The organism is Streptosporangium sp. NPDC053982, assembly GCF_055585205.1.
The window spans coordinates 286735-311374 of the sequence record NZ_JBVJKQ010000003.1; the positions used below are offsets into that span (position 1 = coordinate 286735).

At 73.8% G+C, this 24640-nt stretch carries 24 protein-coding genes; 16 read left to right on the forward strand and 8 right to left on the reverse strand.

Annotated elements, in window-relative coordinates; translation table 11 throughout:
* Nucleotides 1–115: 115 nt before the first annotated feature.
* Both ACZ6W9_RS06550 and ACZ6W9_RS06555 read left to right on the forward strand, forming a co-directional pair.
* Complete coding sequence (locus ACZ6W9_RS06550) at nt 116–1027, forward strand: bifunctional helix-turn-helix transcriptional regulator/GNAT family N-acetyltransferase (RefSeq protein ID WP_389954918.1); 912 nt, start codon at nt 116–118, stop codon at nt 1025–1027.
* A gap of 384 nt (nt 1028–1411) precedes the next feature.
* The gene (locus ACZ6W9_RS06555) at nt 1412–4672 is read left to right on the forward strand and encodes a P-loop NTPase fold protein (RefSeq protein ID WP_389954921.1); all 3261 of its coding nucleotides are present in this window, start codon (nt 1412–1414) and stop codon (nt 4670–4672) included.
* Nucleotides 4673–4856: 184 nt separating this feature from the next.
* Here ACZ6W9_RS06555 and ACZ6W9_RS06560 read toward each other — a convergent pair whose 3' ends face one another.
* Nucleotides 4857–5060: a DUF6203 family protein gene (locus ACZ6W9_RS06560; RefSeq protein WP_389954925.1), complete on the reverse strand. Its 204-nt coding sequence runs from the start codon at nt 5058–5060 to the stop codon at nt 4857–4859.
* Nucleotides 5061–5245: 185 nt separating this feature from the next.
* Between ACZ6W9_RS06560 and ACZ6W9_RS06565 the strand changes: the two genes are divergently transcribed.
* From ACZ6W9_RS06565 to ACZ6W9_RS06580, 4 genes are all read left to right on the forward strand, one after another.
* Nucleotides 5246–5671, forward strand: coding sequence for a YciI family protein (locus tag ACZ6W9_RS06565; protein ID WP_389954928.1), 426 nt, complete (start codon nt 5246–5248; stop codon nt 5669–5671).
* Between the two features lie 2 nt (nt 5672–5673).
* Nucleotides 5674–6915: an RNA polymerase sigma factor gene (locus ACZ6W9_RS06570; protein ID WP_470116837.1), complete on the forward strand. Its 1242-nt coding sequence runs from the start codon at nt 5674–5676 to the stop codon at nt 6913–6915.
* Between the two features lie 186 nt (nt 6916–7101).
* Nucleotides 7102–7770, forward strand: a complete 669-nt coding sequence (locus ACZ6W9_RS06575) for a DUF998 domain-containing protein (RefSeq protein ID WP_389954935.1) — start codon at nt 7102–7104, stop codon at nt 7768–7770.
* Nucleotides 7771–8005: 235 nt separating this feature from the next.
* Nucleotides 8006–8815: an endonuclease/exonuclease/phosphatase family protein gene (locus tag ACZ6W9_RS06580; protein ID WP_389954938.1), complete on the forward strand. Its 810-nt coding sequence runs from the start codon at nt 8006–8008 to the stop codon at nt 8813–8815.
* A 218-nt stretch (nt 8816–9033) separates the two neighbouring features.
* Here the strand turns inward: ACZ6W9_RS06580 and ACZ6W9_RS06585 are convergent, their stop codons facing one another.
* Nucleotides 9034–9576, reverse strand: a complete 543-nt coding sequence (locus tag ACZ6W9_RS06585) for a GNAT family N-acetyltransferase (RefSeq protein ID WP_389954940.1) — start codon at nt 9574–9576, stop codon at nt 9034–9036.
* A gap of 141 nt (nt 9577–9717) precedes the next feature.
* Here ACZ6W9_RS06585 and ACZ6W9_RS06590 point away from each other — a divergent pair, with 141 nt between their 5' ends.
* From ACZ6W9_RS06590 to ACZ6W9_RS06600, 3 genes are all read left to right on the forward strand, one after another.
* Entirely contained in the window at nt 9718–9930 is a 213-nt protein-coding gene (locus ACZ6W9_RS06590) for a hypothetical protein (protein WP_389954943.1), read from the forward strand.
* Nucleotides 9927–10361, forward strand: a complete 435-nt coding sequence (locus ACZ6W9_RS06595; RefSeq protein ID WP_389954946.1) for a PIN domain-containing protein — start codon at nt 9927–9929, stop codon at nt 10359–10361. The genes ACZ6W9_RS06590 and ACZ6W9_RS06595 overlap by 4 nt, the downstream gene beginning before the upstream one ends.
* A gap of 210 nt (nt 10362–10571) precedes the next feature.
* Nucleotides 10572–10775 (forward strand): hypothetical protein, encoded by a 204-nt coding sequence (locus ACZ6W9_RS06600; protein WP_389954949.1) that lies wholly within the window; start codon nt 10572–10574, stop codon nt 10773–10775.
* A 25-nt stretch (nt 10776–10800) separates the two neighbouring features.
* On the opposite strand, the gene ACZ6W9_RS06605 is transcribed toward ACZ6W9_RS06600, so the two are convergent.
* Both ACZ6W9_RS06605 and ACZ6W9_RS06610 read right to left on the reverse strand, forming a co-directional pair.
* Nucleotides 10801–11352, reverse strand: a complete 552-nt coding sequence (locus ACZ6W9_RS06605; protein WP_389954952.1) for a hypothetical protein — start codon at nt 11350–11352, stop codon at nt 10801–10803.
* A 425-nt stretch (nt 11353–11777) separates the two neighbouring features.
* Entirely contained in the window at nt 11778–12245 is a 468-nt protein-coding gene (locus ACZ6W9_RS06610; RefSeq protein ID WP_362934402.1) for a Dps family protein, read from the reverse strand.
* Between the two features lie 109 nt (nt 12246–12354).
* Between ACZ6W9_RS06610 and ACZ6W9_RS06615 the strand changes: the two genes are divergently transcribed.
* The 5 genes from ACZ6W9_RS06615 (at nt 12355) to ACZ6W9_RS06635 (ending at nt 20035) form a co-directional block, all read left to right on the forward strand.
* On the forward strand, nt 12355–13227 hold the full coding sequence (locus ACZ6W9_RS06615; RefSeq protein WP_470116838.1) for a MerR family transcriptional regulator: 873 nt from the start codon (nt 12355–12357) through the stop codon (nt 13225–13227).
* Nucleotides 13224–15941 (forward strand): VIT domain-containing protein, encoded by a 2718-nt coding sequence (locus tag ACZ6W9_RS06620; RefSeq protein ID WP_389954959.1) that lies wholly within the window; start codon nt 13224–13226, stop codon nt 15939–15941. The genes ACZ6W9_RS06615 and ACZ6W9_RS06620 overlap by 4 nt, the downstream gene beginning before the upstream one ends.
* Nucleotides 15942–16031: 90 nt before the next feature.
* A complete protein-coding gene (locus tag ACZ6W9_RS06625) occupies nt 16032–17660 on the forward strand; it encodes a DUF885 domain-containing protein (protein WP_389954962.1) in 1629 nt (542 codons plus the stop codon).
* Between the two features lie 322 nt (nt 17661–17982).
* Nucleotides 17983–18846 (forward strand): homocysteine S-methyltransferase, encoded by an 864-nt coding sequence (gene mmuM / locus ACZ6W9_RS06630; protein ID WP_389954964.1) that lies wholly within the window; start codon nt 17983–17985, stop codon nt 18844–18846.
* A 217-nt stretch (nt 18847–19063) separates the two neighbouring features.
* The gene (locus ACZ6W9_RS06635) at nt 19064–20035 is read left to right on the forward strand and encodes an acetylxylan esterase (protein WP_389954966.1); all 972 of its coding nucleotides are present in this window, start codon (nt 19064–19066) and stop codon (nt 20033–20035) included.
* A gap of 83 nt (nt 20036–20118) precedes the next feature.
* Here ACZ6W9_RS06635 and crcB read toward each other — a convergent pair whose 3' ends face one another.
* The 3 genes from crcB to ACZ6W9_RS06650 all read right to left on the reverse strand — a co-directional run bounded on the left by crcB (nt 20119) and on the right by ACZ6W9_RS06650 (nt 21863).
* Entirely contained in the window at nt 20119–20493 is a 375-nt protein-coding gene (gene crcB, locus ACZ6W9_RS06640) for a fluoride efflux transporter CrcB (protein WP_389954968.1), read from the reverse strand.
* On the reverse strand, nt 20490–20939 hold the full coding sequence (locus tag ACZ6W9_RS06645) for a fluoride efflux transporter FluC (protein WP_389954971.1): 450 nt from the start codon (nt 20937–20939) through the stop codon (nt 20490–20492). The genes crcB and ACZ6W9_RS06645 overlap by 4 nt, the downstream gene beginning before the upstream one ends.
* A gap of 105 nt (nt 20940–21044) precedes the next feature.
* Nucleotides 21045–21863, reverse strand: a complete 819-nt coding sequence (locus ACZ6W9_RS06650) for a lysophospholipid acyltransferase family protein (protein ID WP_389954974.1) — start codon at nt 21861–21863, stop codon at nt 21045–21047.
* Between the two features lie 149 nt (nt 21864–22012).
* Between ACZ6W9_RS06650 and ACZ6W9_RS06655 the strand changes: the two genes are divergently transcribed.
* Both ACZ6W9_RS06655 and ACZ6W9_RS06660 read left to right on the forward strand, forming a co-directional pair.
* Nucleotides 22013–22777 (forward strand): alpha/beta hydrolase, encoded by a 765-nt coding sequence (locus tag ACZ6W9_RS06655; protein ID WP_362934375.1) that lies wholly within the window; start codon nt 22013–22015, stop codon nt 22775–22777.
* A gap of 66 nt (nt 22778–22843) precedes the next feature.
* Nucleotides 22844–23332: a hypothetical protein gene (locus ACZ6W9_RS06660; protein WP_362934372.1), complete on the forward strand. Its 489-nt coding sequence runs from the start codon at nt 22844–22846 to the stop codon at nt 23330–23332.
* Between the two features lie 108 nt (nt 23333–23440).
* Here the strand turns inward: ACZ6W9_RS06660 and ACZ6W9_RS06665 are convergent, their stop codons facing one another.
* Nucleotides 23441–24574 (reverse strand): hypothetical protein, encoded by a 1134-nt coding sequence (locus ACZ6W9_RS06665; protein WP_470116839.1) that lies wholly within the window; start codon nt 24572–24574, stop codon nt 23441–23443.
* Nucleotides 24575–24640: the final 66 nt, after the last annotated feature.

Below are 24640 nucleotides of genomic sequence, written 5' to 3' on the forward strand. Positions count from 1 at the left end.
CCTCCGGGCCTTTTCGCCCGTCACGGCCAGGTTGAGAACCTAGCGCACCCGGCCTTCCCACGAGAGGACGCTTAATTCATTGACTCGGTCATCGAAATGGTTGATCGTGTCAGGCATGGTTTCGGACATCGACCGCCGTGTGGCGGACATCCGCGCGTTCAACCGCTTCTACACCGGCGTCATCGGCGTGCTCCACCAGGGCATCCTGGACACCCCCTACTCCCTCACCGAGGTGAGGGTGCTGTTCGAGCTGAACGGCGGGGACCGGACGGAGACCGGCGAACTGCGGCGGCTGCTCGGCCTCGACGCCGGCTACCTGAGCAGGATCCTCGGGCGGTTCGAGAGCGACGGCCTGGTCACCCGCGAGCGGTCGGCGGCCGACGCGCGGCGGCAGGTGGTCTCGCTGACCGCCGCCGGCCGCGCCACGTTCGCCACCCTCGACGAGCGCTCGGCGGCCGAGGTGCGGGGCCTGCTGGAAGGGGTCACCGAGGAGGACGCGCGGCGGCTGGTGGCGAGCATGGCGACGATCCGGGAGATCCTCGCCCCCGCCCGGCGGGCGGAGCCGTACGTCATCCGCCCGCCGCGCCCCGGCGACCTGGGGTGGGTGGTGCACCGGCACGGCGTGCTCTACAGCCAGGAGTACGGCTGGGGCGCCGACTTCGAGGCGCTGGTGGCGAGGATCGTCGCCGACTACGTCGACCACCACGACCCCCGGCGCGAGGCCGGGTGGATCGCCGAGGTGGACGGCGAGCGGGCCGGGTGCGTGTTCTGCGTGCGCAAGGACGACGGGACGGCACTGCTGCGGATGCTGCTGGTCGAGCCGTCCGCCCGGGGCATGGGGATCGGCGGGCGGCTCGTCGGCGAGTGCGTGGCCTTCGCCCGGGCGGCGGGCTACCGGCGCATGGAGCTGTGGACCAGGAGCGTGCTGACCGGCGCCCGGCGGATCTACCGGGCGGCGGGCTTCGAACCGGTCGAGGAGCGGCGGGCGGGCGACGTCGTCGAGGAGGTCTGGGCGATGGACCTCTGACCCGCTCCGCCCGGGAGCCGTGGCGGGGCCCGAGCCGGACCGGGGCCCGGGCCGGACCGGGGCCCGGGCCGGACCGGGGCCCGAGCCGGACCGGGGGCCGGACGACGGGTGAGGGTGACCGGGATCCGGGGCGGGCGGTGGCCGACGCGGTGGAGCCGCCCCGGCGTGGGGCCGCACACCGGGCGAAGGCAAAGTTCCAGCAAGGACACGGGCGGGCGTCCTTCAAATCGGACCGTCCCATCCTCAAGATCCGCATCCGTGGACCCCCGGGGGTCCACAGTGGATCTACGCAGATCTCGCGCGGACCCCGCGTGGACCGTGGACCCCCGTACAGGGACCCGCGGGTCCCGCGTGAGATCCCTCGCCGCCGCCCCGGGAGGACCGTTGAGCGAAGGACTCGCGTTCGCCGAACCGATCCCCGAGGTCCCCGAGGCCCCCGAGCCCCCTGGGACCGCCACCCGGACGGGCGCGCGACGGGCCCTCGTCTTCCTGGACGCGCCGCCCGCCACACCCGACCGGCCCTTCGACCCCCCGGCCGCCGGACGACCGGACATCCGCCTGGCGGCGGTGCTGCGCGCCGAGGGCTTCACCGTCGACGCCCGCCCCGGCGAGGGCGCGCGGGACGACGGCGAGCGGGTGTGGGAGTTCCTGCGGTCTGCCGGGGACGGCGACGTGCTGATGATCCGGCTGCCCGGAGGCAACGCCTGGACCTCCGGCCAGCTCGGCTCCATGATCGGCGCGTTCGGCCGGCGGGTCGGCGAGTCGGCCGCGGCGGCCGTGCTGCTGGTCGTGGACTTCGGCTGGAGCGCCCTGGACGGCTCGGCCCCGCCGCTCAGGCAGCTCGGCGTGGCCGGTGAGCCCCGCCTGTCCGCGGCGGCGCTCACCCTGGCCCTGCGGTTCGGCGAACCCGCCCACGGGCCCGCCCCCAGCCTGACCGGTGTCCTGGCCGACGGCCTGGCCGCCCTGGCCGCCGACCCGGCGCGCGGCCCGGTCACCGTCGGAGACCTGCACGCCCACGCGCTGCGCCACTACGCCGCCGTCTCCTCCCCCCGCACCCCCATCCTGCTGGCGTACGGCCCCGCCGCGGCCGTCCCGCTGACCCCGCCCCGTCCCCCGGCCGTGCCCGTGCCCTCGCCGGTGCACGCCGCCTTCGCCCGCACCCTCACCGTGCTCGGCGACCCCGCTCCCCCGGCCTCGGGCACCGAGATCGTCCGGCGGGTCTACGAGCTGCACCTGAGCGAGCACGCCCGGCAGGTGCTGCGCGGCGCCTCCCTGCTGGAGGAGGGCGAGCCGGTCGAAGAGATCCTCGGCGACGCCGCCGAACTGCGACACTGGGGACTGCTCGGCGAGACGGCCCTGTTCGCCCACCCCGACGTGCGGGCCTTCGGCTACTCCCGGCTGAGCCCGGCGGAGCGGGCGCGGACGTCCGCGCTGCTGCGGCGATGGCGGGCCGGGCGGCGGGCCGTACAGCCCCGGGCCAGGCTCACCGCCGACCGGTGGACCACCGACGACCAGCTCGGCCACCGGGTCTACGCCGAGGCGATCGCCGCGTTCGTCCGCCACCCCGAGACCCGGCCACCGCTCACCATCGGCGTCAAGGGCCCCTGGGGCGCCGGCAAGACCTCCCTGATGCGGATGATCCAGGACCTCCTGGACCCGGGGGCCGCCGGGGACGGCCCCGCCGAGATCCACCTGCCGGACCCCGGCGGAGCGGGCGACCTCACCAACGCCGAGGTGCTGTCCAGGGCCGGGCGGCGACGGCGCGGCGACGCGGGCCGGGCCGAACCCGGAGCCCTGCCGGTGCGGCGGGCCGACTGGCGGCCGACGGTGTGGTTCAACCCGTGGATGTACCAGAGCGGGGAGCAGGTCTGGGCCGGGCTGGCGCACGAGATCATCAGCCAGGTCACCCGGCGGCTGCCCCGCACCGAGCGGGAGCGGTTCTGGCTGGAGCTGAACCTGTCCAGGATCGACCCCGAGGCCGTCCGCCGCCGCGCCTACCAGCTCGCGGTGACCCGGCTGGTGCCGCTCGCCCTCGGGCTGCTCGCCGCCCTCGTCCTCACCGGCGCGCTGCTCGCCGGGGCGGCGCTGCTGCCGGCGTTCGACGCCCTGCTGCGGAGCACGGCCGCCGCGGTCGGCGCGGCCGGGGCGGTCACCGCGGTCGGGGCGGGAGCCGTACGGCTGGCGAGGTTCTTCGGCGAGTCCGCCGGAAACGCCTTCTGCGACCTGGTCAGCCAGCCGGACCTGTTCGCCCCCGGACCGGCCGACGGCCCGGCCGGCGAGCTGATGGGCGGCCCCGGTTACCGGTCCAGGGCGGGTTTCCTGCACCTGGTGCAGACCGACATGCGGCAGGTGCTCGACCTGGTGGCCACCGAGGAGCGGCCCCTGGTGGTGTTCGTCGACGACCTGGACCGGTGCTCGCCGGGGACGGTGGCGCAGGTCATCGAGGCGATCAACCTGTTCCTCGCCGGGGAGTTCCCCAACTGCGTGTTCGTGCTGGCCATGGAGCCGGAGGTGGTGGCCGCGCACGTCGAGGCCGCCTACCGGGACCTGGCCGAGACACTGCCGGCCGACGGGCGGTCCGGGCTGGGCTGGCGGTTCCTGGAGAAGATCGTGCAACTGCCGCTGAGCGTGCCGCTGCTCGACGACGCCGACCGGCTGCCGGCCTTCGTCCGGGCGCTGCTGGGCCTGCCGGAGGCCGCCGACGTCCCGCCGCCGTCCCCGTGCGGCGAGCCCGGGAACGGTCACCGTGCGGCCGGCGACGGCCGGGACGCGACCGGAGACGGGCGGGATGGCGCGGGCGCCGGAGACGCGGGCGGGGACGGGGCCGCCGGGACGGCCCGCCCCGACGTCCCCGAAGCGCGCGCACCGGTCGGCGTGCCGCTCGCCGTATCCCGGCCGGGACCGGTGAAGCCGCCGGACCCGTCGCTGGTGAGCCGCCTGGAGGACGCGATCTGGGCGCTCCGCCCGACCGCCGCGACCCTGGACGAGGCGGCGCGGCGGGCCCAGGAGGAGCTGGGCGTGGACTGCCCGGACGCGATCGGCGGACTGGCCGCGGCGACCCGCGAGGCGGCCGACCGGGTCTTCGACGAGCTCTACAGCGACGAGAACGCCTACCGGGCCATCGAGTTCGTCCTGCCTGCCCTGATGTTCTTCAACCCCCGGGAGATCAAGCGCTACGTCAACGTCTTCCGCTTCTACTCGTTCATCGCCTACCGGCGGACGCTCGCCGGGGCGGAGCCCGCAAGCGACGGGGAGGTCGCCAAGCTCGCCGCGCTGACCATCCACTGGCCGCACCTGCTGACCTCCCTGGCCAGGGAGACGGGCGGGACGACCGCGCTGGAGCGGCTGGAGGCGGCCGCGGGCGACGACGCCGCCTGGGAGCGGGCCGTGCGCGAGTGCGGACTCGCGGCGGTCCGCGAGGCGGGGTCTCCGGGGCCGTTCCCTCCGGAGCCGTACGGACCTCCGGGACCGTACGGACCTCCGGGACCTGCCGGGCAGTGGGGAGCACCGGGGCTCCGGGGACCGTCGGTGATGCCGGGGACGCCGGGGCCGGACGACGACGGGGACGTCGTCCACCTGGACCCGCTGCGGAACCTGCTGCGTTTCCCGCACCCCGTCGCAGCCCTGGCCCGCCACCTCCTCTGACGGCCCGCCATCTTCTCTGACGGGAGGTACCGAGCCGGTCTCGCCCGCGGACCCGCCGCCGCATGGACGCCCCGCCCGTGAGGACCGGGAGACCTTCGACTTCGAGACCTGACCGGCCAGGACCGGACGCCCCGCCCGCGGGGACCGGGAGCCGCCCGGCCGAACCCGGCGGCGCGGCCGGGGCCTACCGGCGGCCGGCGGACGAGGGACCCCGCCACGCGGAGGGGTTCCGGGAGGCCCGGCCCGGCTGGCGCAGGGTGTCCTTGCGGACGTCGCCCTGCTTCTGGCGGCGCTTGCGCATGAACAGCCAGCCCGCCCCGAGGGCGACCATCCCGAGGGGCGTCTTGGACAGCCAGCGGGTCGCCACGAGCTGCAGAATCCTCTTCATCTTCTCCCTCTTCCCGGTAGCCTCCGTCCCCTCTACCCAGGCCCCCGCCCCCCATGCGGGGTTACGGTCCCGGCCGCCCGGCGTGGATCCTTGGGTTCGGCGGCGGCCGGATGTCCGGACCGGGGCGGCGGCTCCGACGTATCCGGCGGAAGGCGCCCGAGGGGGTGCCGGCGGAGGAGAAGACGATGAAATACATGATCATGCTGTACGGCTCGCAGCGGGACTACGACGCCCTGTCCGGCAAGGACTCCGGCGACCGGCCGGGCTGGACCGCCGAGGAGGTCGCGGCGATGCACGAGTCCATGGGGGCGTGGAACGCCGAACTGGCCGAGTCGGGCGAGTTCGTCGACGCCCGGGGCCTGTCGGCTCCCGTGCACGCCAGGAGGGTCGAACTGCGGGACGGCGTCCCCGTCGTGACGGACGGGCCGTACGCCGAGACGCAGGAGGTCATCGCCGGGTACACGATCGTCGAGTGCGCGAGCTTCGACCGGGCGACCGAGATCGCCGCACGCCTGGCCCGCACGCCCGCCCCGAAGGGCGCGACGCCGGACCGTGTCTGGTACGTGGATGTGCGGCCGCTCGACGACGGTCCCGGCGGGTTCGACGCGTAGTGATGGCCGGTGACGGTGTGGAGGACCTGCTGCGCCGGGAGGCGCCGCAGGTCCTCGGCGCGCTGGTGCGCCGCTACGGGCATTTCGACACCGCCGAGGACGCGGTGCAGGAGGCGCTGCTCGCCGCCGCGACCCGGTGGCCCGCCGACGGCGTCCCGGACAGCCCGCGGGGCTGGCTGATCACGGTCGCCTCGCGGCGGCTGACCGATCTCCTCCGCGCCGAGCAGGCCCGCCGCGCCCGCGAGGACACCGTCGTCCGGTGGACGCTTCCGGAGGACTGGCTGACGCCCCCCGCGGACGCCGGGACGCCGGACTCCGACGACACGCTCGTCCTGCTGTTCATGTGCTGCCACCCGGCGCTGTCCCCGGCGTCGCAGATCGCGCTCACCCTGCGGGCGGTCGGCGGCCTGACCACCGCGGAGATCGCGCGGGCGTTCCTCGTGCCGGAGGCGACGATGGCCCGGCGCGTCAGCCGGGCCAAGCAGCGCGTCCGGGACAGCCGCGTGCCCTTCGGCCCGCCGTCGGCCGCCGACCGGGACGGGCGGCTCGGCGCGGTCCTGCACGTCCTCTACCTCGTCTTCACCGAGGGCTACGCCGCCCCCTCCGGGCCGTCCCCGGACCGCGCCGGCCTGTCCGCCGAGGCGATCCGGCTGACCCGCATGGTCCATCGGCTGCTGCCCGGCGACGGCGAGGTTGCGGGGCTGCTGGCGCTGATGCTGCTCACCGAGGCGCGCCGTCCGGCGCGGACGGGCCCCGACGGCGCGTTGATCCCCATGGCCGAGCAGGACCGGGACCTGTGGGACGCCGGGCTCGTCGCCGAGGGCGTGTCACTCGTCACCGGGGCGCTCTCCCACCGCAGGCCGGGACCGTACCAGTTGCAGGCGGCGATCGCCGCGGTGCATGACGAGGCGGCGAGCGCCGGGGAAACCGACTGGCCGCAGATCACGGCGCTGTACGAGCTGCTGCTACGGATCTCCGACAACCCGGTGGTGCGGCTGAACCACGCCGTGGCGGTGGCCATGGCCCGCGGCCCCCGCGCCGGTCTCGACCTGCTCGCGCCGCTGGAGGCCGACGAGCGGATCTCCGGGGATCACCGGCTGCCCGCCGTACGGGCCCACCTGCTGGAGATGAACGGCGACCGCGCCGCGGCCCGCGCCGCCTACCTGGAGGCGGCCCGCCGCGCCACCGGCTTCCCCCAGCGCCGCCACCTGCACACCCGCGCCGCCCGCCTGACGGACGACTGATCCACGGTGGTGTCCCTTTTCGGGCCGGGCCGACGGATGACTCGTCAGCTCCACCTGGGCCGACGGCTTCGGCCCAGGTGGAGCTGTGATCCCAACGAGTCAGATGTCCGGATCCGGTCCCCGGTTCCGACGTCCCCGCTGAGCGGCACCCGGAAGGGGTGCCTTTTCCGGAAAGAGGAGAGATCGGTGCGGAACAGACTGCTGATGTGCGGGGTGATCGCCGGTCCGCTGTTCCTGGCGACGGTCCTGGTCCAGGCGCTCACCCGGGAGGGGTTCGACGTGACCCGCCACCCGCTGAGCCTGCTGAGCCTGGGGAACGCGGGGTGGGTCCAGATCGCGAACTTCACGGTGACCGGCGCGCTGTACGTGGCCTGCGCGGCCGGTCTGCGGCGGGCCCTGCGACCCGGCCGGGCCGGCACCTGGGGGCCGCCGCTGGTCGGCGTCCTCGGCGTCGGTCTGGTCATGGGCGGGGTCTTCCTCACCGACGCGGGCGCCGGGTTCCCGCCGGGCGCGCCGGCCGGGGCGCCCGAGATCACCTGGCACGGCGCCCTGCACGGCGCCGGGGCCATGGTGGCGTTCACCGGGATGAGCGTGGGCTGCCTGGTCTTCGCCCGCCGGTTCGCCGCGCTGCGCCGGTGGGGGTGGGTGACGGCGTGCGCGGCGACCGCCGTGGCCGTCCTCGCGCTGAGCTCCTGGCCCGACCCGGAGGGCATGAGCGTACGGCTCCTGCTCGCCTCGGCGATCCTCTTCGGCTTCGTGGCCGCCCTGGCGATCCGCGTGACGCGCGGCCTCCCGGACGCCCCCGCCCACCGGCGGACCGTCGCCCGGCGGGAAAGCCCGGTCCTTCGCAGCTGACACAGTCGGCGAACTCCTCGGCTCGGTCCCCGTCCCCGGTGACTCCACTGAGGCTTTTCCAACCTGGTCGGGCTGATCAGCAGGAGAGAACCGGGACGGGCCGGCATGAGAAGAGGCTCTTGGCAGCTCGTACGCCCGGGTCTGACCCCATGAAGACCAGTAGGCTCCTGGCTGCCGTATGTGCCGGCTGAGCGGTCTTTTGACGGCTCGGATCATGTGTGGAGGGATCTCGGTGATGATGATCAGCCAGCTCCTGATCGCCGGACTGTTGTTACCGAACCTGTCCGTACAGGCACGGCCACCTCTCCTCCACGTGATGACGTGGAACGTCTGCGCGGGCACCAACGCCGGGTGCGCGCTCTTCCGCCGCTCGAACGCCGAGCTGGCCTGGCACGTGGCAGTGCTGGCGACCGAGGCGGACGTGGTCTTCCTTCAGGAGTTCTGCACGGGCGCCGACGCCGACCTGGAGCGCGAGCTCGAACGCCGTACCGGCCGGAACTGGAGCGTCCGGTCGGCGGGGCTGATGTATTCGGACGGTTCTCCGTACCAGTGCCTGCCCGACAGAAACGGCAGGCCACGCGGGGTGCTGAGCGTCACCCTGGCCGTGGCCGGAACGGACACCGGCCTCGTCGTGCACGCGCTGACCTCGCCGCCGTGGGGAGCCCGCAGGTACGCCGTCTGCACGGCCGACCGGACGTTCTGCACCGCGCACTTCTCGTCGGGATCGAGCTACGACGACAGGCAGAAGGGCAGGCCCTACCGGCACATCCAGTTGCGCGAGCTGTTCAAGCTCGGCCGGGGTGTGATCGGCGGCGACCTCAACCTGGTGCCGCGCGACGCCGCCGCGGCCTACGAGGGCCGCGACGAATGCGACCCGCGCCGGCGCTGGACCTACGTGACCCGCAAGCGGAAGATTGATTACGTGTTCGCCGGCGAGGGCCGCGTACGGAAATGCTTCGTCGATTACGCCCGGAGCACGTGGTCTGATCACGTCCCGCTGCACGCCTGGGTGAGAGCAGGCTCAACGCCGCCTGCACCACGTTGAGCCGGCCAGCACCAGGTTGTTCATCATGCTCTACCGGCGAAACGCGGATTTGCGCATCCATCCTACCGGCCAGGGACGAATTGGGATGCGCCCTCACTGATTCACCGGGCTGGAGTCGTTCCCCGATACCGGGTCGGCGCGTGTACCGGCGACGTCGATTTCACGGCGATCCCGAATGAGACTCATCCCGACGACGGTGCCCGCCCCGGCGTCGCCGCCTAACCCTTCGAGCCCGGATTCCAGTCCTGGACGAGAAGTCCCAGCAGCACCTCGTCCAGGAACTCGCCCATCACCCAGGCCGAGGAGCGCAGCACGCCCTCGCGGGCGAAGCCGTTGCGCTCGGCGGAGCGCAGCATCGCGGCGTTGTCCGCCAGCGTCTCGATCTGCAGCCGCCGCAGGCCGCGCACGACGAAACCGTAGTGGCACAGCACCGCGACCACGTCGGTGCCGTAGCCCTTGCCGCGGGCCGACGGCAGCAGCCCCAGCCCGATGTGCGCGGACCGGTTGTGGCCGTCGATGCCCCACAGCGTCGCCGCCCCGACCAGCGTGCCGCCGCCCAGCTCCACAACGGAGAACGGGACGTGCCCTTCCTCCTTGTCGTCCACCGCGAACTGCGAGTGCTTCGAGCCGGGCGTGATCGGCCGCCACGGCCCGCTCGCGGCCCGCGAGGCGTTGACCACGTCGTCGTGGAGCTCGGTCTGCAGGATCGGGATGTCGTCCTCGTGCCGGGCCCTGAGCCCGATCTTGTCACCTCTCAGCACGCAGGCTTCCTACCGGACCGGGCCGTCCGGCGGCAAACCGATGAGAGCTCCCGCCTCTCCGCGACGCCCCAACGCTCATCACATCAGGAATCGCCCTGGAGTACTCCAGCGGTCTTCATTCGGGCCGGTATACTCAGCGGTATGACCTCAACCACCATTAAGGTTCCCAAGACGACCCGGGACCGCCTTCGTCGTCTCGCAGCCGCCGATGGCCTGACTCTTGCCCAAGAGATCGACAAATTGATCGAACAGCAACAGCCCCGGCCGAAACCATCTATAGGCGGCTTCCGTAGCGATCACCCGCTTGACGCGGAGGAGATTGACACCGAGCTTGCACGAGGTTTCGGAGCGTGACGGCGATCATCATCGACACGAGCGCCATCTTGGCGCTCTTCGATGAGTCCTACGACGAGCACAAGCCGATCGCTGACATCATCTCGTCCGCACCCGGGCCGCTGGTCGTCTCCCCTTTCGTCGTCGCGGAAGCCGACCACATGCTCTACAGCAGACTCGGTGCGGTGGCGGCGCGCCGGTTCGCCAATGACATCGTCACCGAAGCCTACGAACTCGTCGAATGGACACCCAGCGATCACGCGACTGCCTTGACGATCATCGAGCGACATCGAGAAGGCAAGGACTACGTAGGCGTTACCGACGCTTCCAACGTGGTGCTCGCTGATCGATACCGTACGACCGACATCCTCACGCTCGATCAGCGTCACTTTCGGCAACTACGGCCATTGTGGGGGGCCGATCACTTTCGAGTGCTTCCGCACGACGTGTGACCGGCCCAGCTGGCGCCAGTGGGCGCGGAGGCAGAAGAGACGGAGGGCAGAGAGAAGGTGCGCGGGGCGGCTACCAGCAATCGGGGCCGCTGGCGAGATCGGCTCGGCAGCTCCCATCAGGAGACGGGGAAGTCGAACTCGCCGTCCTTGACGCCGCCGACGAACGCCTCCTGCTTGGCGTGAGTGTAGGCGATCAACGGTCTTCCTTGGATGTTCGCCCTGGCCAGGCTGTTCGAGGACTCCGATGGGGTGAAGGGCCGTGAGCGGGTGCTGCCGTACGGGCTGGAGCTGCCGGACGGCACGGCGGCGACCGTCGGCGCGGACGGTCACGGGTTCGGCAGCTGGACGAACGCCGAGCGCGCCGCCCTGCGCCTCGACTCCGACCTCGTCTGGCTCGGCGGCGGCGAGAACTGATGTGCGGCCGCCGCGACGAGACGGCTCAGAAGTCGGCGCGCCACTCGTACCAGGGGCCGCGCAGGTGCGTGTAGCCGCCTTCGTGGCGGTGCGGCGGGCCGCCCGGGGGGCTCCAGGCGAAGCCGTGCGTGCCCAGGAAGCCGGTGTTCCTGACCATGAAGATCACATCGCCGTCCACCCGCCTGGCGTACACGGGGTAGAGCCCCACCCACCCCTCGTGGTACGCGGGCCCGTTCCCGGCCGTCATCTCCTGGGCCAGGCGCTCCAGGCCGGGTTCGGACAGGGCGAACCGCACGTCGTAGGGGACGTGGAAGCCGATGAGCGCGGCGGTCACCGCCCCCATGACCGGCAGTGCGGCCCAGCGCGCCCGGTGCCGGAGCAGGCCGGGGCGGCCCTCCGGCCGCAGCAGCCCCGCCAGGAAGCGCGGCACCCAGGCGACGGCCACGGTGAGGCCCAGCAGGATTCCGGAGCCCACCTCCGTCAGGTGGCCCCCGGGCGCGCTGGCGCCGTACAGCAGGCAGGCGCAGGCGAACGCGGCCAGCGGGATCATCATGAGACCGGGGGGACCGGTGAACATCCGCCCGAGCGAGGCGCGAACCGGTACGGCGAGCCGCGGCCGGGCGGCGTCTCCGGTGACGGAGGAAGCGTCCTCGGACGCGGAGGAGGCGTTCCCCGGCGGCTCGGGGGCGTTTCCCGGCGGCTGGGATGTGTTTCCGGGGGTGCGGGGGGCGTTTCCGGGCATGCCGCAATCTAGCGCGGCAGTGATCACATAGCGAGACGGATCCGGTGTCGGCGGGGCCGGGCACGGACGAAGCGGAGCCGGGCACGGACGAGGGCGGACCCCGTACCGGCGGGCCCGGACGCCGGCGAGGCGGATCCGGTGTCGGCGGGACCGGGCGTGGAAAGGCGCCCCGGCGGCCGGGGCGCCCGGGAGTGCGCCCCGGCCCTGGCCGGGCCGGAGCGCCGGGGACGTGCCGGACGGGTCCGGCGCGGAGAGGCGGCCTAGCGCTGGGCCTCCAGCATCCAGTGGTGCTTCTCCAGGTCCTGGGTGATCGTGATGAGGATGTCCTGGGTCACCGGGTCCGGCTCCTCGGTGGCGGCGACGCGCTCGCGCATCCTGCGGATCATGGACCCGAGGATGTCCGTCATCGCGGCGACGACCTTGCCGTCGTTGATGTAGCCCGCTTCCATCTGCTGCAGCTCGTTCGTGTTGGCCAGCGTGGACGGCCGGCCGTCGGGGTTGCATCCCAGGGCCACCGCGCGCTCGGCGACGGTGTCGGCGTGCTCCCGGGCGGCCGCGACGATCTCGTCGAGCTGCAGGTGCAGGGAGCGGAAGTTGTGGCCGATCACGTTCCAGTGCGCCTGCTTGCCCAGGAGCGAGAGGTTCAGCAGGTCGACGAGTGAGCCCTGGAGGGTCTCGCCGACGACCTTCTTGTTCTCGGGAGTGAGCGGGCTGGTGATCGTGGACATGAGATATCTCCCCGTTTTGGCTTTATGTCCCTCTATGTCGGAAACGGCCATACCCATCGAAGCGCTCCTTATGTTGACAGTGTCACGATGACAGTGTCACTGTGGAGGCATGGAGGCCATGGAGTGGACGATCGGTGAGCTGGCCGAGCGGGCGACGACCCTGCTGGGTCCCACCGCCCAGCTCAGCGGGCGTGTCCGGGACGCACCCAACGAGCGCCTCATCCGGTGGTACACCACGATCGGGCTCCTCGACCCGCCCCTGACCCGCAGGGGCCGCGTCGCCCTGTACGGCAGGCGCCACCTGCTCCAGCTCGTCGCCGTCAAGCGGCGTCAGGCCGAGGGCCGGACCATCGCCGAGATCCAGACCGAGCTGGCGGGGGCCACCGACCGGACGCTGGAGGCGATCGCCGACATCCCCGGGTCTTCCGGGCCGCCGGCCGCACCGCCCGTCCCACCACGTCCCGCGCGCCCGCGCTTCTGGGCCGAGCCACCCGCCGCGACCGGCGCCGGGGCCACCCCTCCCCCGTCGCCCGCCGCGCCGCCTGGTGCACCGCCAGGCATCCCGCGGTCACCCACCGGCCGGCCGCCCGTCACCGCACCCACCCCTCCCCCGCGCCCGGCGACGCCCGGGACCGCCGGGCGGTCCCTCCGGCGCGCACCCCACCCCGCCGGGGCACGACCCGCGCCGCTCCCGGAAGCCGGGCCGCCCCCATCCCCTCCCGCCGCCGCGAGGCCGCCGGCACCGGACGCGCCCGCCGGGCCGTCCACCCCGCCGGGACCGCGGGCCCCCGCCCCGCCCCCGGGCGTGCCGCAGGCCGTGGCCGTCCACGGCGTACGGCTCGCACCGGGCGTGACGCTGCTGCTCGACGGCGGCCGCGCGCCCTCCCCGGACGACCTCACCGCGATCGGCGCCGCCTCCCGGGCGCTCCTCGCGGTCCTGCGTGAACACGACCTCGTCCCTCCGGAAGGAGAGCAGTCATGATCAGCTCGATAGGAACGCTCAGCCCGGAGGAGTACGCGCCGGTACCGGACACCGGGCTGGGCGCGCTCGCCACCGAACGCGGCAACCTGCCGCTCGATGCCGTGGACGTCACCGCCGCGGTGTCCGGGCTGGTCGCCGGGGCCGAGGTGACCCAGGTCTTCCGCAACCCCCACGACGTCGCACTGGAGGCCACCTACGTCTTCCCGCTGCCCGACCGGGCCGCCGTCACGGCCTTCCGGATGGAGGCCGACGGCCGGGTCGTCGAGGGGATCCTCAAGGAGCGGGGCCAGGCCAGGGCCGACTACGACCGGGCCCTCGCCGAGGGCAGGCGGGCCGCGATCGCCGAGGAGGACCGGCCCGACGTCTTCACCATCCGGGTCGGCAACCTCGTGCCCGGCGAGCGGGTCACCGTACGCCTGACGCTCAGCCAGCCGCTGCCGTACGAGGACGGCGCCGCGACCTTCCGCTTCCCGCTGGTCGTGGCCCCCCGTTACATCCCCGGCGCCCCGCTCGACGGTGAGCGGTCCGGCGACGGCCGGTCCCCGGACACCGACGCGGTCCCGGACGCCTCCCGGATCTCGCCCCCGGTGCTGCTGCCCGGTTTCCCGGCCCCGGTACGGCTCTCGCTCTCGGTCACCGTCGATCCCGCCGGGCTGGAGCTGCGGGAGATCCGTTCCAGCCTGCACGCGGTCCTCCAGGAGGACGGCGGGGAGGGCGTCACGGTCAGCCTGCGGCCCGGCGAACGGCTGGACCGCGACTTCGTCCTGCGCCTGGCCTTCGACGCCTCGACCTCCCTGACACTGGTCCCCGACCCGGCCGGACCGGCCTCCGGAGCGCACGGGCCGTCCGCCGGTGCGGACGGGGCGGCCTCCGGTGCGGACGGGGCGGGCGCCGAAACGGCAGGGCAGGTCCCCGGCGCGGGCGGAACGCCATCCGGCACGACCGGAGCCGCCGATACGGCCGGAGCCGCCGGAGCGTCCGGGGGGACGTTCACGCTGACCGTCGTGCCCGGACCGGCCCCCGCCGCCGCCGGCCCCAAGGACGTCGTGCTCGTCCTCGACCGCTCGGGCAGCATGGGCGGCTGGAAGATGGTCGCCGCCCGGCGGGCCGCCGCCCGCATCGTCGACACGCTCACCACCGGCGACCGGTTCGCCGTGCTGTCCTTCGACCACGTGGTGGAACGGCCGCCCGGACTGGGCGAGGGGCTGGTGGAGGCGACCGACCGCAACCGTTACCGGGCGGTCGAGCACCTGGCCCGGCTGGAGGCGCGCGGCGGCACCGAGATGCTGTCCCCGCTGGAGGAGGCCGTCGCGCTGCTGAACGGCCGCCCGGAGCCCGTGTCGCCCGGACGTCCCGGAGCGTCCGGGGACCCCGCCGGGTCGGCCGGCGCCGTACCGGCCGGGCCGGCCGACCGAGTCCTGGTCCTGGTGACCGACGGCCAGGTCGGCAACGAGGACCAGATCCTGGAGCGGATCGGCGGCGGCCTGGCGGAGACGCGGGTGCACACGGTCGGCATCGACCGCGCGGTCAACGCCGGGTTCCTCGGCAGACTGGCCGGGCTCGGCGCGGGCCGCTGCGAACTGGTGGAGTCGGAGGACCGGCTGGACGAGGCGATGGAGCACATCCACCGCAGGATCGCCTCCCCGCTGGTCACCGACCTGTCCCTCGACGCCGACGGGCTCGACGTCGTCCCGGACACGACCGGCCGCCTCGGTTCGATCCACCACGGCGTGCCGCTGACCGTCCACGGCCGGTACCGGGGGGACGCCGCCGGGGCGCTGACCGTCCGCGGGCTGGACGAGGCCGGGCGGCCGTGGGAGCGCAGGGTCACCGGCGTCCGCGGCGGCAACCCGGCCGTGCGGGCGATCTGGGCGCGCGCCCGGCTGCGCGAGCTGGAGGACCGCTACGCCGTCGGGGACCGGTCGCTGGAGGAGGAGATCGTGACGACCTCCCTCGGGTACGGCGTGCTCTGCCGGTTCACCGCCTTCGTCGCGGTCGACTCCAGGGTGGTCGCCGAGGGCGGTCCGGAGCACCGCGTGATCCAGCCGGTGGAACCGCCCTCGGGCTGGGAGGGCGCGGGCGGCGCGCCGATGGCGATGATGCAGGCCGCGATGCCCATGATGCCGGCCGCCGCCTCCGGGCCGATGCCGGCGCCCGGCGGCCCCGCCCCGTCAGGTCCTCCCGTGGCCTTCGCTCCCGCCCCGGGTTCCGCTTCGGCCCCCGGCTTCGCGCGCGCGATGGGCGCCCCGCCGAGCGGCCCGCCGAGCGGTACGGCGGGCCGCCCCGGCTCGCCCGCCCGCGCGGCGAAGGCTCCGGCCCCGCGGGCGTCCGGTACGGCCCGGCGGTCGGAGACGCTGCGGGTCCGGCTCGGCGAGGAGCTGGAGCGGCTGCGCGCCGCGGAGTCCCTCCCGGCCCCGGCGAAGCTGCGCTACCTGGACGATCTGGGCAGCCGTCTCTCCGCCCTCGCCGCCTACCTGGGCGGTCACGCCGAACTCGCGGCCCTGGCCGAGGAGCTGCAGGCCGGCGGCGACCCGGACGCGCTGTGGCGCAGGGCCGTCGAGGCGTTGTCCGCCCTCCGGGACCCCGGCGGCCCCGGCGGCTCGGGTGGCCCCGGCGGCTCGGGTGGCTCGGGTGGCCCCGGTGGCTCGGGTGGCCCCGGTGGCTCGGGTGAGCCGGGCGGATCCGGCAGGCGCAGGCCGTTCTGGAAGCGCTGAGGACCGTTCCCTCCGGGTGGCCGGGCCGACGGGCCCGGCCACCCGGAGTACGCCGGGCTCCCCGGCGTACCGGTCGGTTAAAGTGCCGGGATGACCAGCCCGATTTTTGCGCTCTGCGATGAGTACGTGACCCGTTCGGCGGCCCTCGACCCGGTCGGCGCCGGCATGGAGGGCGTGGACGTCCCGTTCGCCCCGGCCACCGACTACAGCCCGGAGGGTCACGCCGCCCGCGCGGCGCTGATGAAGGACACCCTGGCCAGGCTCTCCTCCCTGGAGCCGCTCGGCGAGGCCGACGTGCGGGCCGCCGCCCACCTGCGGGAACGGCTGGAGGCCGAGCTGGCCCTGCACGAGACCGGCGAGCACCTCCGCGCGGTGCGCGCGCCGTTCGGACTGGTCTGCGAGCTGTGGGAGAGCACCGACCTGCTGCCGCACCGCACCGAGGACGAGTGGCGCGACGTCGCGACGCGGCTCGCGGCCATCCCGGGGATGCTCCGGGGCTGGCAGGCGAGCCTCTCCGCCGGACTGGACCAGGGGCTGCGCGCCGCGCGCCGGCAGGCGCTGGAGTCGGCCGTCCAGGCCGCGCGCTTCGCGGAGGACCGCACGCACCGGTCCCTGGTGGACGCCTACGGCGACGGCCCGCTCCGGGACGAGCTCGCCGACAGCGCCGACGCCGCGCACGCGGGCTACGCCGAGGCCGCCCGCTACCTGCGCGAGGAGTACACGCCCCGGGCGAGCGAGGCCGACGGGGTGGGCGCCGAGCGGTACGCCGTGCACTCGCGCCTCCAGCTCGGCGCCGACATCGACCTGGCCGACGCCTACGAGTGGGGCTGGGCCGAGCTGGCCCGCATCGAGGCCGAGCTGGCCGCCGAGGCCGACCGGGTGCGGCCGGGCGCCTCGGTGGAGGAGGCGACCGCGATCCTCAACGAGACCTGCTACGTCGAGGGGCGGGACGCCTACCGGGAGTGGCTGCAGGAGCGCCACGACCGGGCGATCGAGCGGCTGCACGGCACCCACTTCGACATCGCCGAGCCGCTGCGGCGGGTGGACGTCGTGCTGTCCTTCGACGCCAGCGCGGGCGCGGCCTCCTACATGAGCCCCAGCGAGGACCTGTCCCGGCCGGGCCGTACCAACTGGCCGGTGACCCCGGACCGGAACCGGTTCGAGGTCTGGAACGAGCTGACCACCGTCTTCCACGAGGGCGTCCCGGGTCACCACCTCCAGATCGGCACCACGCGGGTCGTCGGCGAGGGCCTGTCGCGCTTCGGCCTGGCCTCCTGGGTGAGCGGGCACGGCGAGGGCTGGGCGCTGTACGCCGAGCGGCTCGCCGACGAGCTGGGCTGGTTCGACGAGCCGGGCACCCGGCTGGGCATGCTGGCCGGGTCGGCCCTGCGGGCGGCCCGGGTCGTCATCGACCTCGGCGTCCACCTGGACCTGCCGCTGCCCGACGGTTCCCGGTGGACCTTCGAGCGGGCGTGCGAGGTGCTGCGGGACCGCGGCCGCTGCGAGCCGCACCGGGTGCACAACGAGGTGGTCCGCTACTTCGGCTGGCCCGCGCAGGCCCCCTCCTACAAGCTGGGCGAGCGCGCCTGGCTGGCCGCCCGCGAGGAGGCCCGGCAGCGGCTGGGCGCCGGCTTCGACCTGCGGCGCTGGCACACCGCGGCGCTGGAGCTGGGCCCGGTGGGCCTGTCGAGCCTCACCGAGGCCCTGCGCCGGATCTGACCACCCGGCGGGCCGCCCGGCCCGGCCGTACGACCCGGCCCCGCCGCACGGCGGGCGTCGTGGACCGGCCCGACCGGCCCGACCGGTCCCTCCGTGCCGCACCGCGCCGCACCGGATGCGGCCCGGCCGCGTACCCGGCGTGGGGTACGCGGCCGGACGGGCGGCCGGCCCGCGGTAAACCCACGCCGGTCACATGGATTTATTACCTCCGCGCCCAGTGATCCGCGGGGTTGCGGGAATGCTGTCCTCCCCGCCCCGGCGGGCCCTTTCCGAAGATCTTCGGGGCGGTGGCAGGTCGCCCCGAGTGCCTTAGGGTGGCGAGATGGTGATTCTGGACGGCGGACTGGCCACACATCTGGAGACGCTCGGCGCGGATCTCAAGGACGAGCTCTGGTCGGCGAAGCTGCTGGTGGAGGACCCTTCGGTGATCCGGCAGGCGCACCTCGACTACTTCCGCGCCGGAGCCAACGTCGCGATCACCGCGAGTTACCAGGCCAACGTCCCGGCGTTCATGCGCCGGGGGCTGAGCGCCGCCCAGGCCGAGAACCTCATCCTGCTGTCGGTGCGCCTGGCCGTGGAGGCTCGCGACCAGTACGGCGAGGGGACCGTGGCGGCCAGTGTGGGACCGTACGGGGCCTCCCTCGCCAACGGCGCCGAGTACACCGGCGACTACGACCTCGACGAGGACGGCCTGGCCGACTGGCACCGGGACCGCTGGCACATCCTCGCCGGGAGCGGGGCCGACCTGATGGCCTGCGAGACCATCCCCTCCTACGCGGAGGCCAGGGCGCTGGCCCGGCTGTTCGCCGAGACCCCCCGGATGCGGGGGTGGGTGAGCTTCTCCTGCCGGGACGGCGAGCGCATCAACGACGGCACCCCGCTCAAGGAGGCCGCCGCGTTGTTCGCCGGCAACCCGCAGGTGATCACGGTCGGCGTGAACTGCACGGCGCCGCGGCACGTCGCCGACCTCATCGGGCAGATCCAGGGCAAGCCCGTGATCGTCTACCCCAACTCCGGCGAGACCTGGGACCCGGTGGGCCGCCGCTGGCTCGGCCTGGCCGACCCGGTCGAGTTCGGCGCCGCGGCGGCCGGGTGGCACGCCGCCGGCTCGAACTTCATCGGCGGCTGCTGCCGTACCACGCCGGAGCACATCCGCCAGATCCGGCGGCACCTGCGGGCCGGCTGAGCGGAGGGTCCTCCCGGGTGCCCGAGTCTCCCGGGCGGCTCCGGGAAGGCCGCCACGTTCCAGGCTCTCCGGGCTGCTCCGGAGAGACCCCTCCCTGGCGCCGACAGCGACGAATCGCCACAATAGCCCCAACGCCACCGTTCCGTACCGCCGGTACGGCACGGCACCGGCCGGGTCCTCCCGGCCTCTCCGCACACGCCCGATCCCGGGAGACCTCTTGTTCGTCGACATGCCGCTGGCACAGCTGCTGGAGTACCGTCCCGACCGTCACGAGCCCGAGGGGTTCGACGCCTTCTGGGAGCGCACCCTGGCCGAGACCCGCGCCCACGACCTGGGCGCGGTCTTCACCGAGGTGGAGACCGACCTGGCGCTGGTGCGGGTGTTCGACGTCCGCTACGCGGGTTTCGGCGGCCACGAGATCCGGGGCTGGCTGCTGACGCCCGCCGCGGCCGAGGGGCCTCTGCCGTGCGTGGTGCAGTACATCGGCTACAACGGCGGCCGGGGCGTCCCGCACGACTGGCTGACCTGGCCGGTGGCCGGGTGGGCCGTCTTCGTGATGGACTCGCGCGGGCAGGGCGGCGGCTGGCGCGTCGGCGACACCCCCGACCCGGTGGGGGGCACCGGTCCGCAGGTGAGCGGCAAGCTCACCCAGGGGGTGCTCGATCCGGACGACTACTACTACCGGCGCCTGTACGCCGACGGCGTCCGGGCCGTCGAGGCCGCCCGGACCCACCCCCTGGTGGACCCCTCCCGAGTGGTCGTCTCGGGCGGCAGCCAGGGCGGCGCCATCGCGATGGCGGTCAGCTCGATGGTCCCGGACCTGCTGTTCGCCTTCATCGACGTGCCGTTCATGTCCCACATCCGCCACGCCGCCGTGATCACCGACGAGGACCCCTACGCCGAGCTCGGACGCTTCCTGAAGTCGCACCGCCACCGCCTCGACCAGGTGTTCGCCACCCTCGACCACTTCGACGGCGTGAACTTCGCGGCCCGCAACACCACCCCGGCGCTCTTCTCGGTGGGGCTGCGCGACGGCGTCACCCCGCCGTCCACGGTGTTCGCGGCCTACAACCACTACGCGGGCCCCAAGGACATCCGGGTGTGGCACTTCAACGGGCACGAGGGCGGGGAGTCCGCCCAGGTGGCCGAGCACCTGAAGGCGGCGCGGAAGCTGCCGGCCGGCCGCTGAGCACGCGAGCGTGACCGGGCCGCCGGTCCGGAGCCCGTACGGAGGCCGGGGCGGCGACGGTCGGCCGGACGGGGACGACGCCGTCAGCCGGTGAGGGCGCGGGCGATCGCGAAGCCGACGGTCGCCGCGCCCAGACCGGCGGCGACCGAGGCGGCGACGTTGGCGGCGGCGAGCGTCCTGAACCCGCTCTCGGCCAGCCGCAGCGTCTCGTAGGAGAACGTCGAGTAGGTCGTCAGCGCCCCGCAGAGGCCGGTGCCGAGCAGCAGCTGCGGGCCGGCGCCCACGGCTCCGGACAGCACCGCCCCGGTCAGCGCGCCCAGCACCAGCGAGCCGATCATGTTGACGACGAGGGTGCCCCAGGGGAAGGCCGTGGCGTGGCGGGCCTGGACGGCGCGGTCGGTGAGGTAGCGCAGGGGCGCGCCGAGGGCGCCCCCGAGCAGCACCAGCAGCCAGCTCACAGGATCGCCCGGGTGGCACGCGACCCGGCGGTCACCGCGGTCAGGGCGACCACGGGGGTGGCCGCGAGGTAGGCGAGGGCGGCGCCGGGACGCCCGCCGATCAGCAGGCCCTGGATGTCCACGCTGAAGGCGGAGAAGGTGGTGAACCCGCCCAGCACCCCGGTGCCCAGGAGCGGCCGGATCCAGGCCGGGGCCGCCGGGGCCGCGGCCAGGGCGGCCATGAGGACGCCGATCAGCAGGCAGCCGGCCGCGTTGACGCCCAGCGTGGTCCACGGGAAGGAGCCGTCCGGGGTGGGCCACAGCAGGCCGGCGCCGTACCGGGCCGCGGCTCCGGCGGCCCCGCCGGCGGCGACGATCGCCAGGACGGCGTGGTGCGAGCGGCTCAGCTCGCCCCGCTGGCGTTCGTCGGTGAGATCGACGTCGGGATCGATGGGCTCGGCGGCCATGACAGCCAGCTTAGGGTCCGTCCGGACCACGAGGCCCGGCCCAGCCGCACGTCCCGGGTTCCGTTCCGCGGTTCTCCGCCGTGGCGAGGATCCACGGAACAGGACCTAGTCGTGCTTGGCCTCCCCGGCCTTCCTGATGTTCCTGGCGTCCTTGGTCGCGCGGACGGCGTCCTTCGCCGCGTCCTTGGCGGCGCGGGCCGCTCCCCTGGCCGCCTCCTTGGCGGCGCGGGCGGCGTCCTTGGCGGCGCGGGCCGCCTCGGCCTTGGCGGTGGCGGCGTACTTGTCGACGTACTCCTGGCCGGAGAGCTCCATCAGCGCGTACATGATCTCGTCGGTGACGGCCCGCAGGACGAGGTGGTCCTCCTCCATCCCGTAGTAGCGGGAGAAGTCGAGCGGCTTGCCGAACTTCACCCCCGGGCGGATGCCCAGTCTGGGCAGCGGGCGGCCGGGGGGCATCATCTCGAAGGTGTTGACCATCACCCACGGGACGACCGGCACGCGGGACTCCAGCGCCAGGCGGGCCACGCCGGTCTTGCCCTTGTAGAGGCGGCCGTCGTGGGTGCGGGTGCCCTCGGGGTAGATCGCGAGCACGTGGCCCTCGGAGAGGATGCGCTTGCCGGTGCGCAGCGCGGCCTCGCTGGCCTTGCCGCCGGAGCGGTCGATCGGGACGGTGCCCACGCCGCTGAAGAACGCCTTGCTGGCGAGCCCCTTGAGGCCGCTGCCGGTGAAGTAGTCGGACTTGCCGAGGGTGATCACCTTGCGCGGCAGGGGCAGCGCCCCGAAGAAGTGGTCGGCGAACGACAGGTGGTTGCCGGCCAGGATCACCGGCCCTTCCACGGGTACGTTCTCCACCCCCTCCGCCCACGGGCGGAAGATGAGATGGAGGAAGGGCCAGAGGATGGCCTTCACCACCCAGTAGAACACGCGGGGCTCCTTCGGTTGACAGGCGTCGAACTGGAGTTATCTTCGCACTTTCGGACTCAGCCAACTACACCGCGAAACCACCCAAATCCACCTCTCGCAAAACACGGCCCACTCGTGCGACGATCGGGCGGACCTGACAAGGAGCTGCGATGCCAGTCATGCCTGGTGCGGAACCGTACCACCACAGAGGTGGACAGATCGGCGTGCTGCTCTGTCATGGGTTCACCGGCTCGCCCCAGTCGCTGCGTCCCTGGGGCGAGTATCTCGCCGCGGCCGGCCTGACCGTGTCGCTGCCCCGGCTGCCGGGCCACGGCACCACCTGGCAGGAGATGAGCCACACCCGCTGGGAGGACTGGTACGCCGAGCTGGACAAGGCGCTGGCCCGGCTGCGGGCCGACTGCGCCGAGGTGTTCGTGATGGGCCTGTCGCTGGGCGGCTGTCTGGCGCTGCGGCTGGCCGAGGTGCACGGCCGGGCGATCAGGGGCGTGGTGGTCGTCAACCCTTCGGTGGCCAACGACGTCCCACTGCTGAGACTCGCGCCGCTGCTGCGGCTGGTGGTCTCCTCCGTGCCGGGAGTGGCCGGGGACATCAAGAAGGAGGGGGTGTCCGAGCTGGGGTACACGCGCACGCCGGTCAAGGCCGCCGCCACCCTCCCCCGGCTGTGGGCGCTGACCCAGGCCGACCTGGAAAGAATCACCCAGCCGGTGCTGGTATTCCACAGCCCGCAGGACCATGTGGTGAAACCGACCAGTGTGCGCATTCTGCGTGAGAAGCTGACGAGGGGGAATCTCGATGTGGTGGAACTCCGCGACAGCTATCACGTCGCGACGCTCGACAACGACGCCGAACAGATCTTTGCGAGGAGCCTGGAGTTCATCGACACGAACGCCTCTGTACCCTTGCAAGGAAGTTGAACGCGGGTGGGGGATGTGCGGTTTCCGGGAGAAAGAGGCCGCCCGATGAGTGACGGGCCCAGCTAGGTGACGCCGCAGAGCGATGAGGACGAGGTCTGGCGTCAGATCGTCGCGTCCTTCAATGACACCGCCGAGCGCGACTCGGCGGATCAGCCGTGGCCGGACAGCGAGAACCTCCCGGCGGAGCCCGCCCCGCGGGTGGTCCGGCGCTCGGACGAGGAACTCCTCGCCGAGGACGACTACGGCGACGGCGACGCTCCCGGCGACGACGGCCGGGAGGACCCGGAGGACCGCGAGGAGACGGACGAGGGCCACTACGTGCCCCCGCCGCCGCCCCCGCTGCCCAAGACCGACGCCACCACGAAGATCGCCTGGCTCGGCCTGTTCGGCGGTCCGGCCTACCTGCTGCTCAGCGCGGCTCTCGACTGGAGCCTGCCCGGCTGGGTGCTCTTCACCGCGGTCGCCGCGTTCATCGGCGGCTTCGTGGCGCTGGTGGTGCGGATGGGCGACGGGCCGCCCAGCGACTCCGGCTGGGACGACGGCGCCGTGATCTGACGCGGCGCGCGAACGGACGGGCCAGGCGACGCCGTGGTCCGGCGCCGCACACGGCCGGGCGGGCCGGACCGCGACGCCGTGGTCCGGCGCGGCGTCCCGCCGGGCGGGTCAGGATTTGGCCCGCTCCGGGAGGCCGAACCGCTCGATGACGTCGGTGTAGCGGCCCTTGGCGTCCACGACGTGGCCCACGGCCAGCACGCCGCCGTCCTTGGGGAGGTAGGCGACCGACTGGAGCCGGACGGTGCGCCGGGCCTCGGCCGGGGCGCCGCGCACGGACTTGAGCGTGCGGCCGTCGTACCGCAGCAGGAACGCCTCCCCCGGCCGTTTCAGGTCCACGCCGGAGATCCAGAAGTGCCCCTTGTGGTCGCCGGTGACCCCGTACAGGTTCATCCGGTCTCCGCGCACGCGCACCCGGGACCACTTCTTGCCGTTCCACGACATGATCAGCGGACCGGCCTCGCCGGAGTCCCCCCGGTAGACGCCGCCGACCGCCAGTGCCCGCTTCGGTCCGTCGATGTGGACGTCGCGGAGGTAGCCGTCGGGGATGTCGGGGGCCTTGACGGTCTTCCACCGCCCGCCGGAGAGCCGGGCGAGCAGCGGCCCGTCGCCGTCGTCGCCCACCGCCCAGCCGTCGTCCTTGCCGGACAGCGCCACGCCGTACAGCGTGCCCTCGCCCTTGAGCGCGGTGACCTTCCGCTTGGCGGAGGTCACCGTGAGGATCATCGGCTGCTTGCCGCGGCGGCCGACCGAGACCATCCGGCCGCCGGTCGCGGCCACCCCGCCCAGCCAGTCGCCCACGCGCAGCCCGTCGACGGCGAACCGGTCGAAGCCCGTGCCGTCCCCCCGCGCGAGGTACGGCAGGCCGTCGTGGCCCTCGCCGACGGCCCACAGCTCCGTCGGGGAGGCCGCCGCGATCGAGCGCAGGACGCCCGCCCCGGTGGGGTCGTTCCGGACGCCGACCTCACTCCAGGCCGAGCCGTCCCAGTGGGCGATCGCCCCGCGGCTCTGCCAGATGTCCCAGACGCTCTGCTGGCCCACGGCCCAGGCGCTGCTCGCCGAGACCCCGGCCACGTCGGACAGCGACCCGTCGCTGCTCAGGCGAGCGCTGGTCGGCGTCTGCCAGACGACGCCGGCCGATGGAGGGTCGGCGGGCTCGGCGAACGCGGCGGGCGGGTGCGAGGACAGAAGGAGCATGCCTCCCGCGCACAGCGCCAGCGCACGCCGCGGAAGGCGACGGGTCATGCACCAAATGGTACGGGGCCGGAGGGGATCACGTGTGCCACTCCCCCCTCCCGGGACATCTTCGGC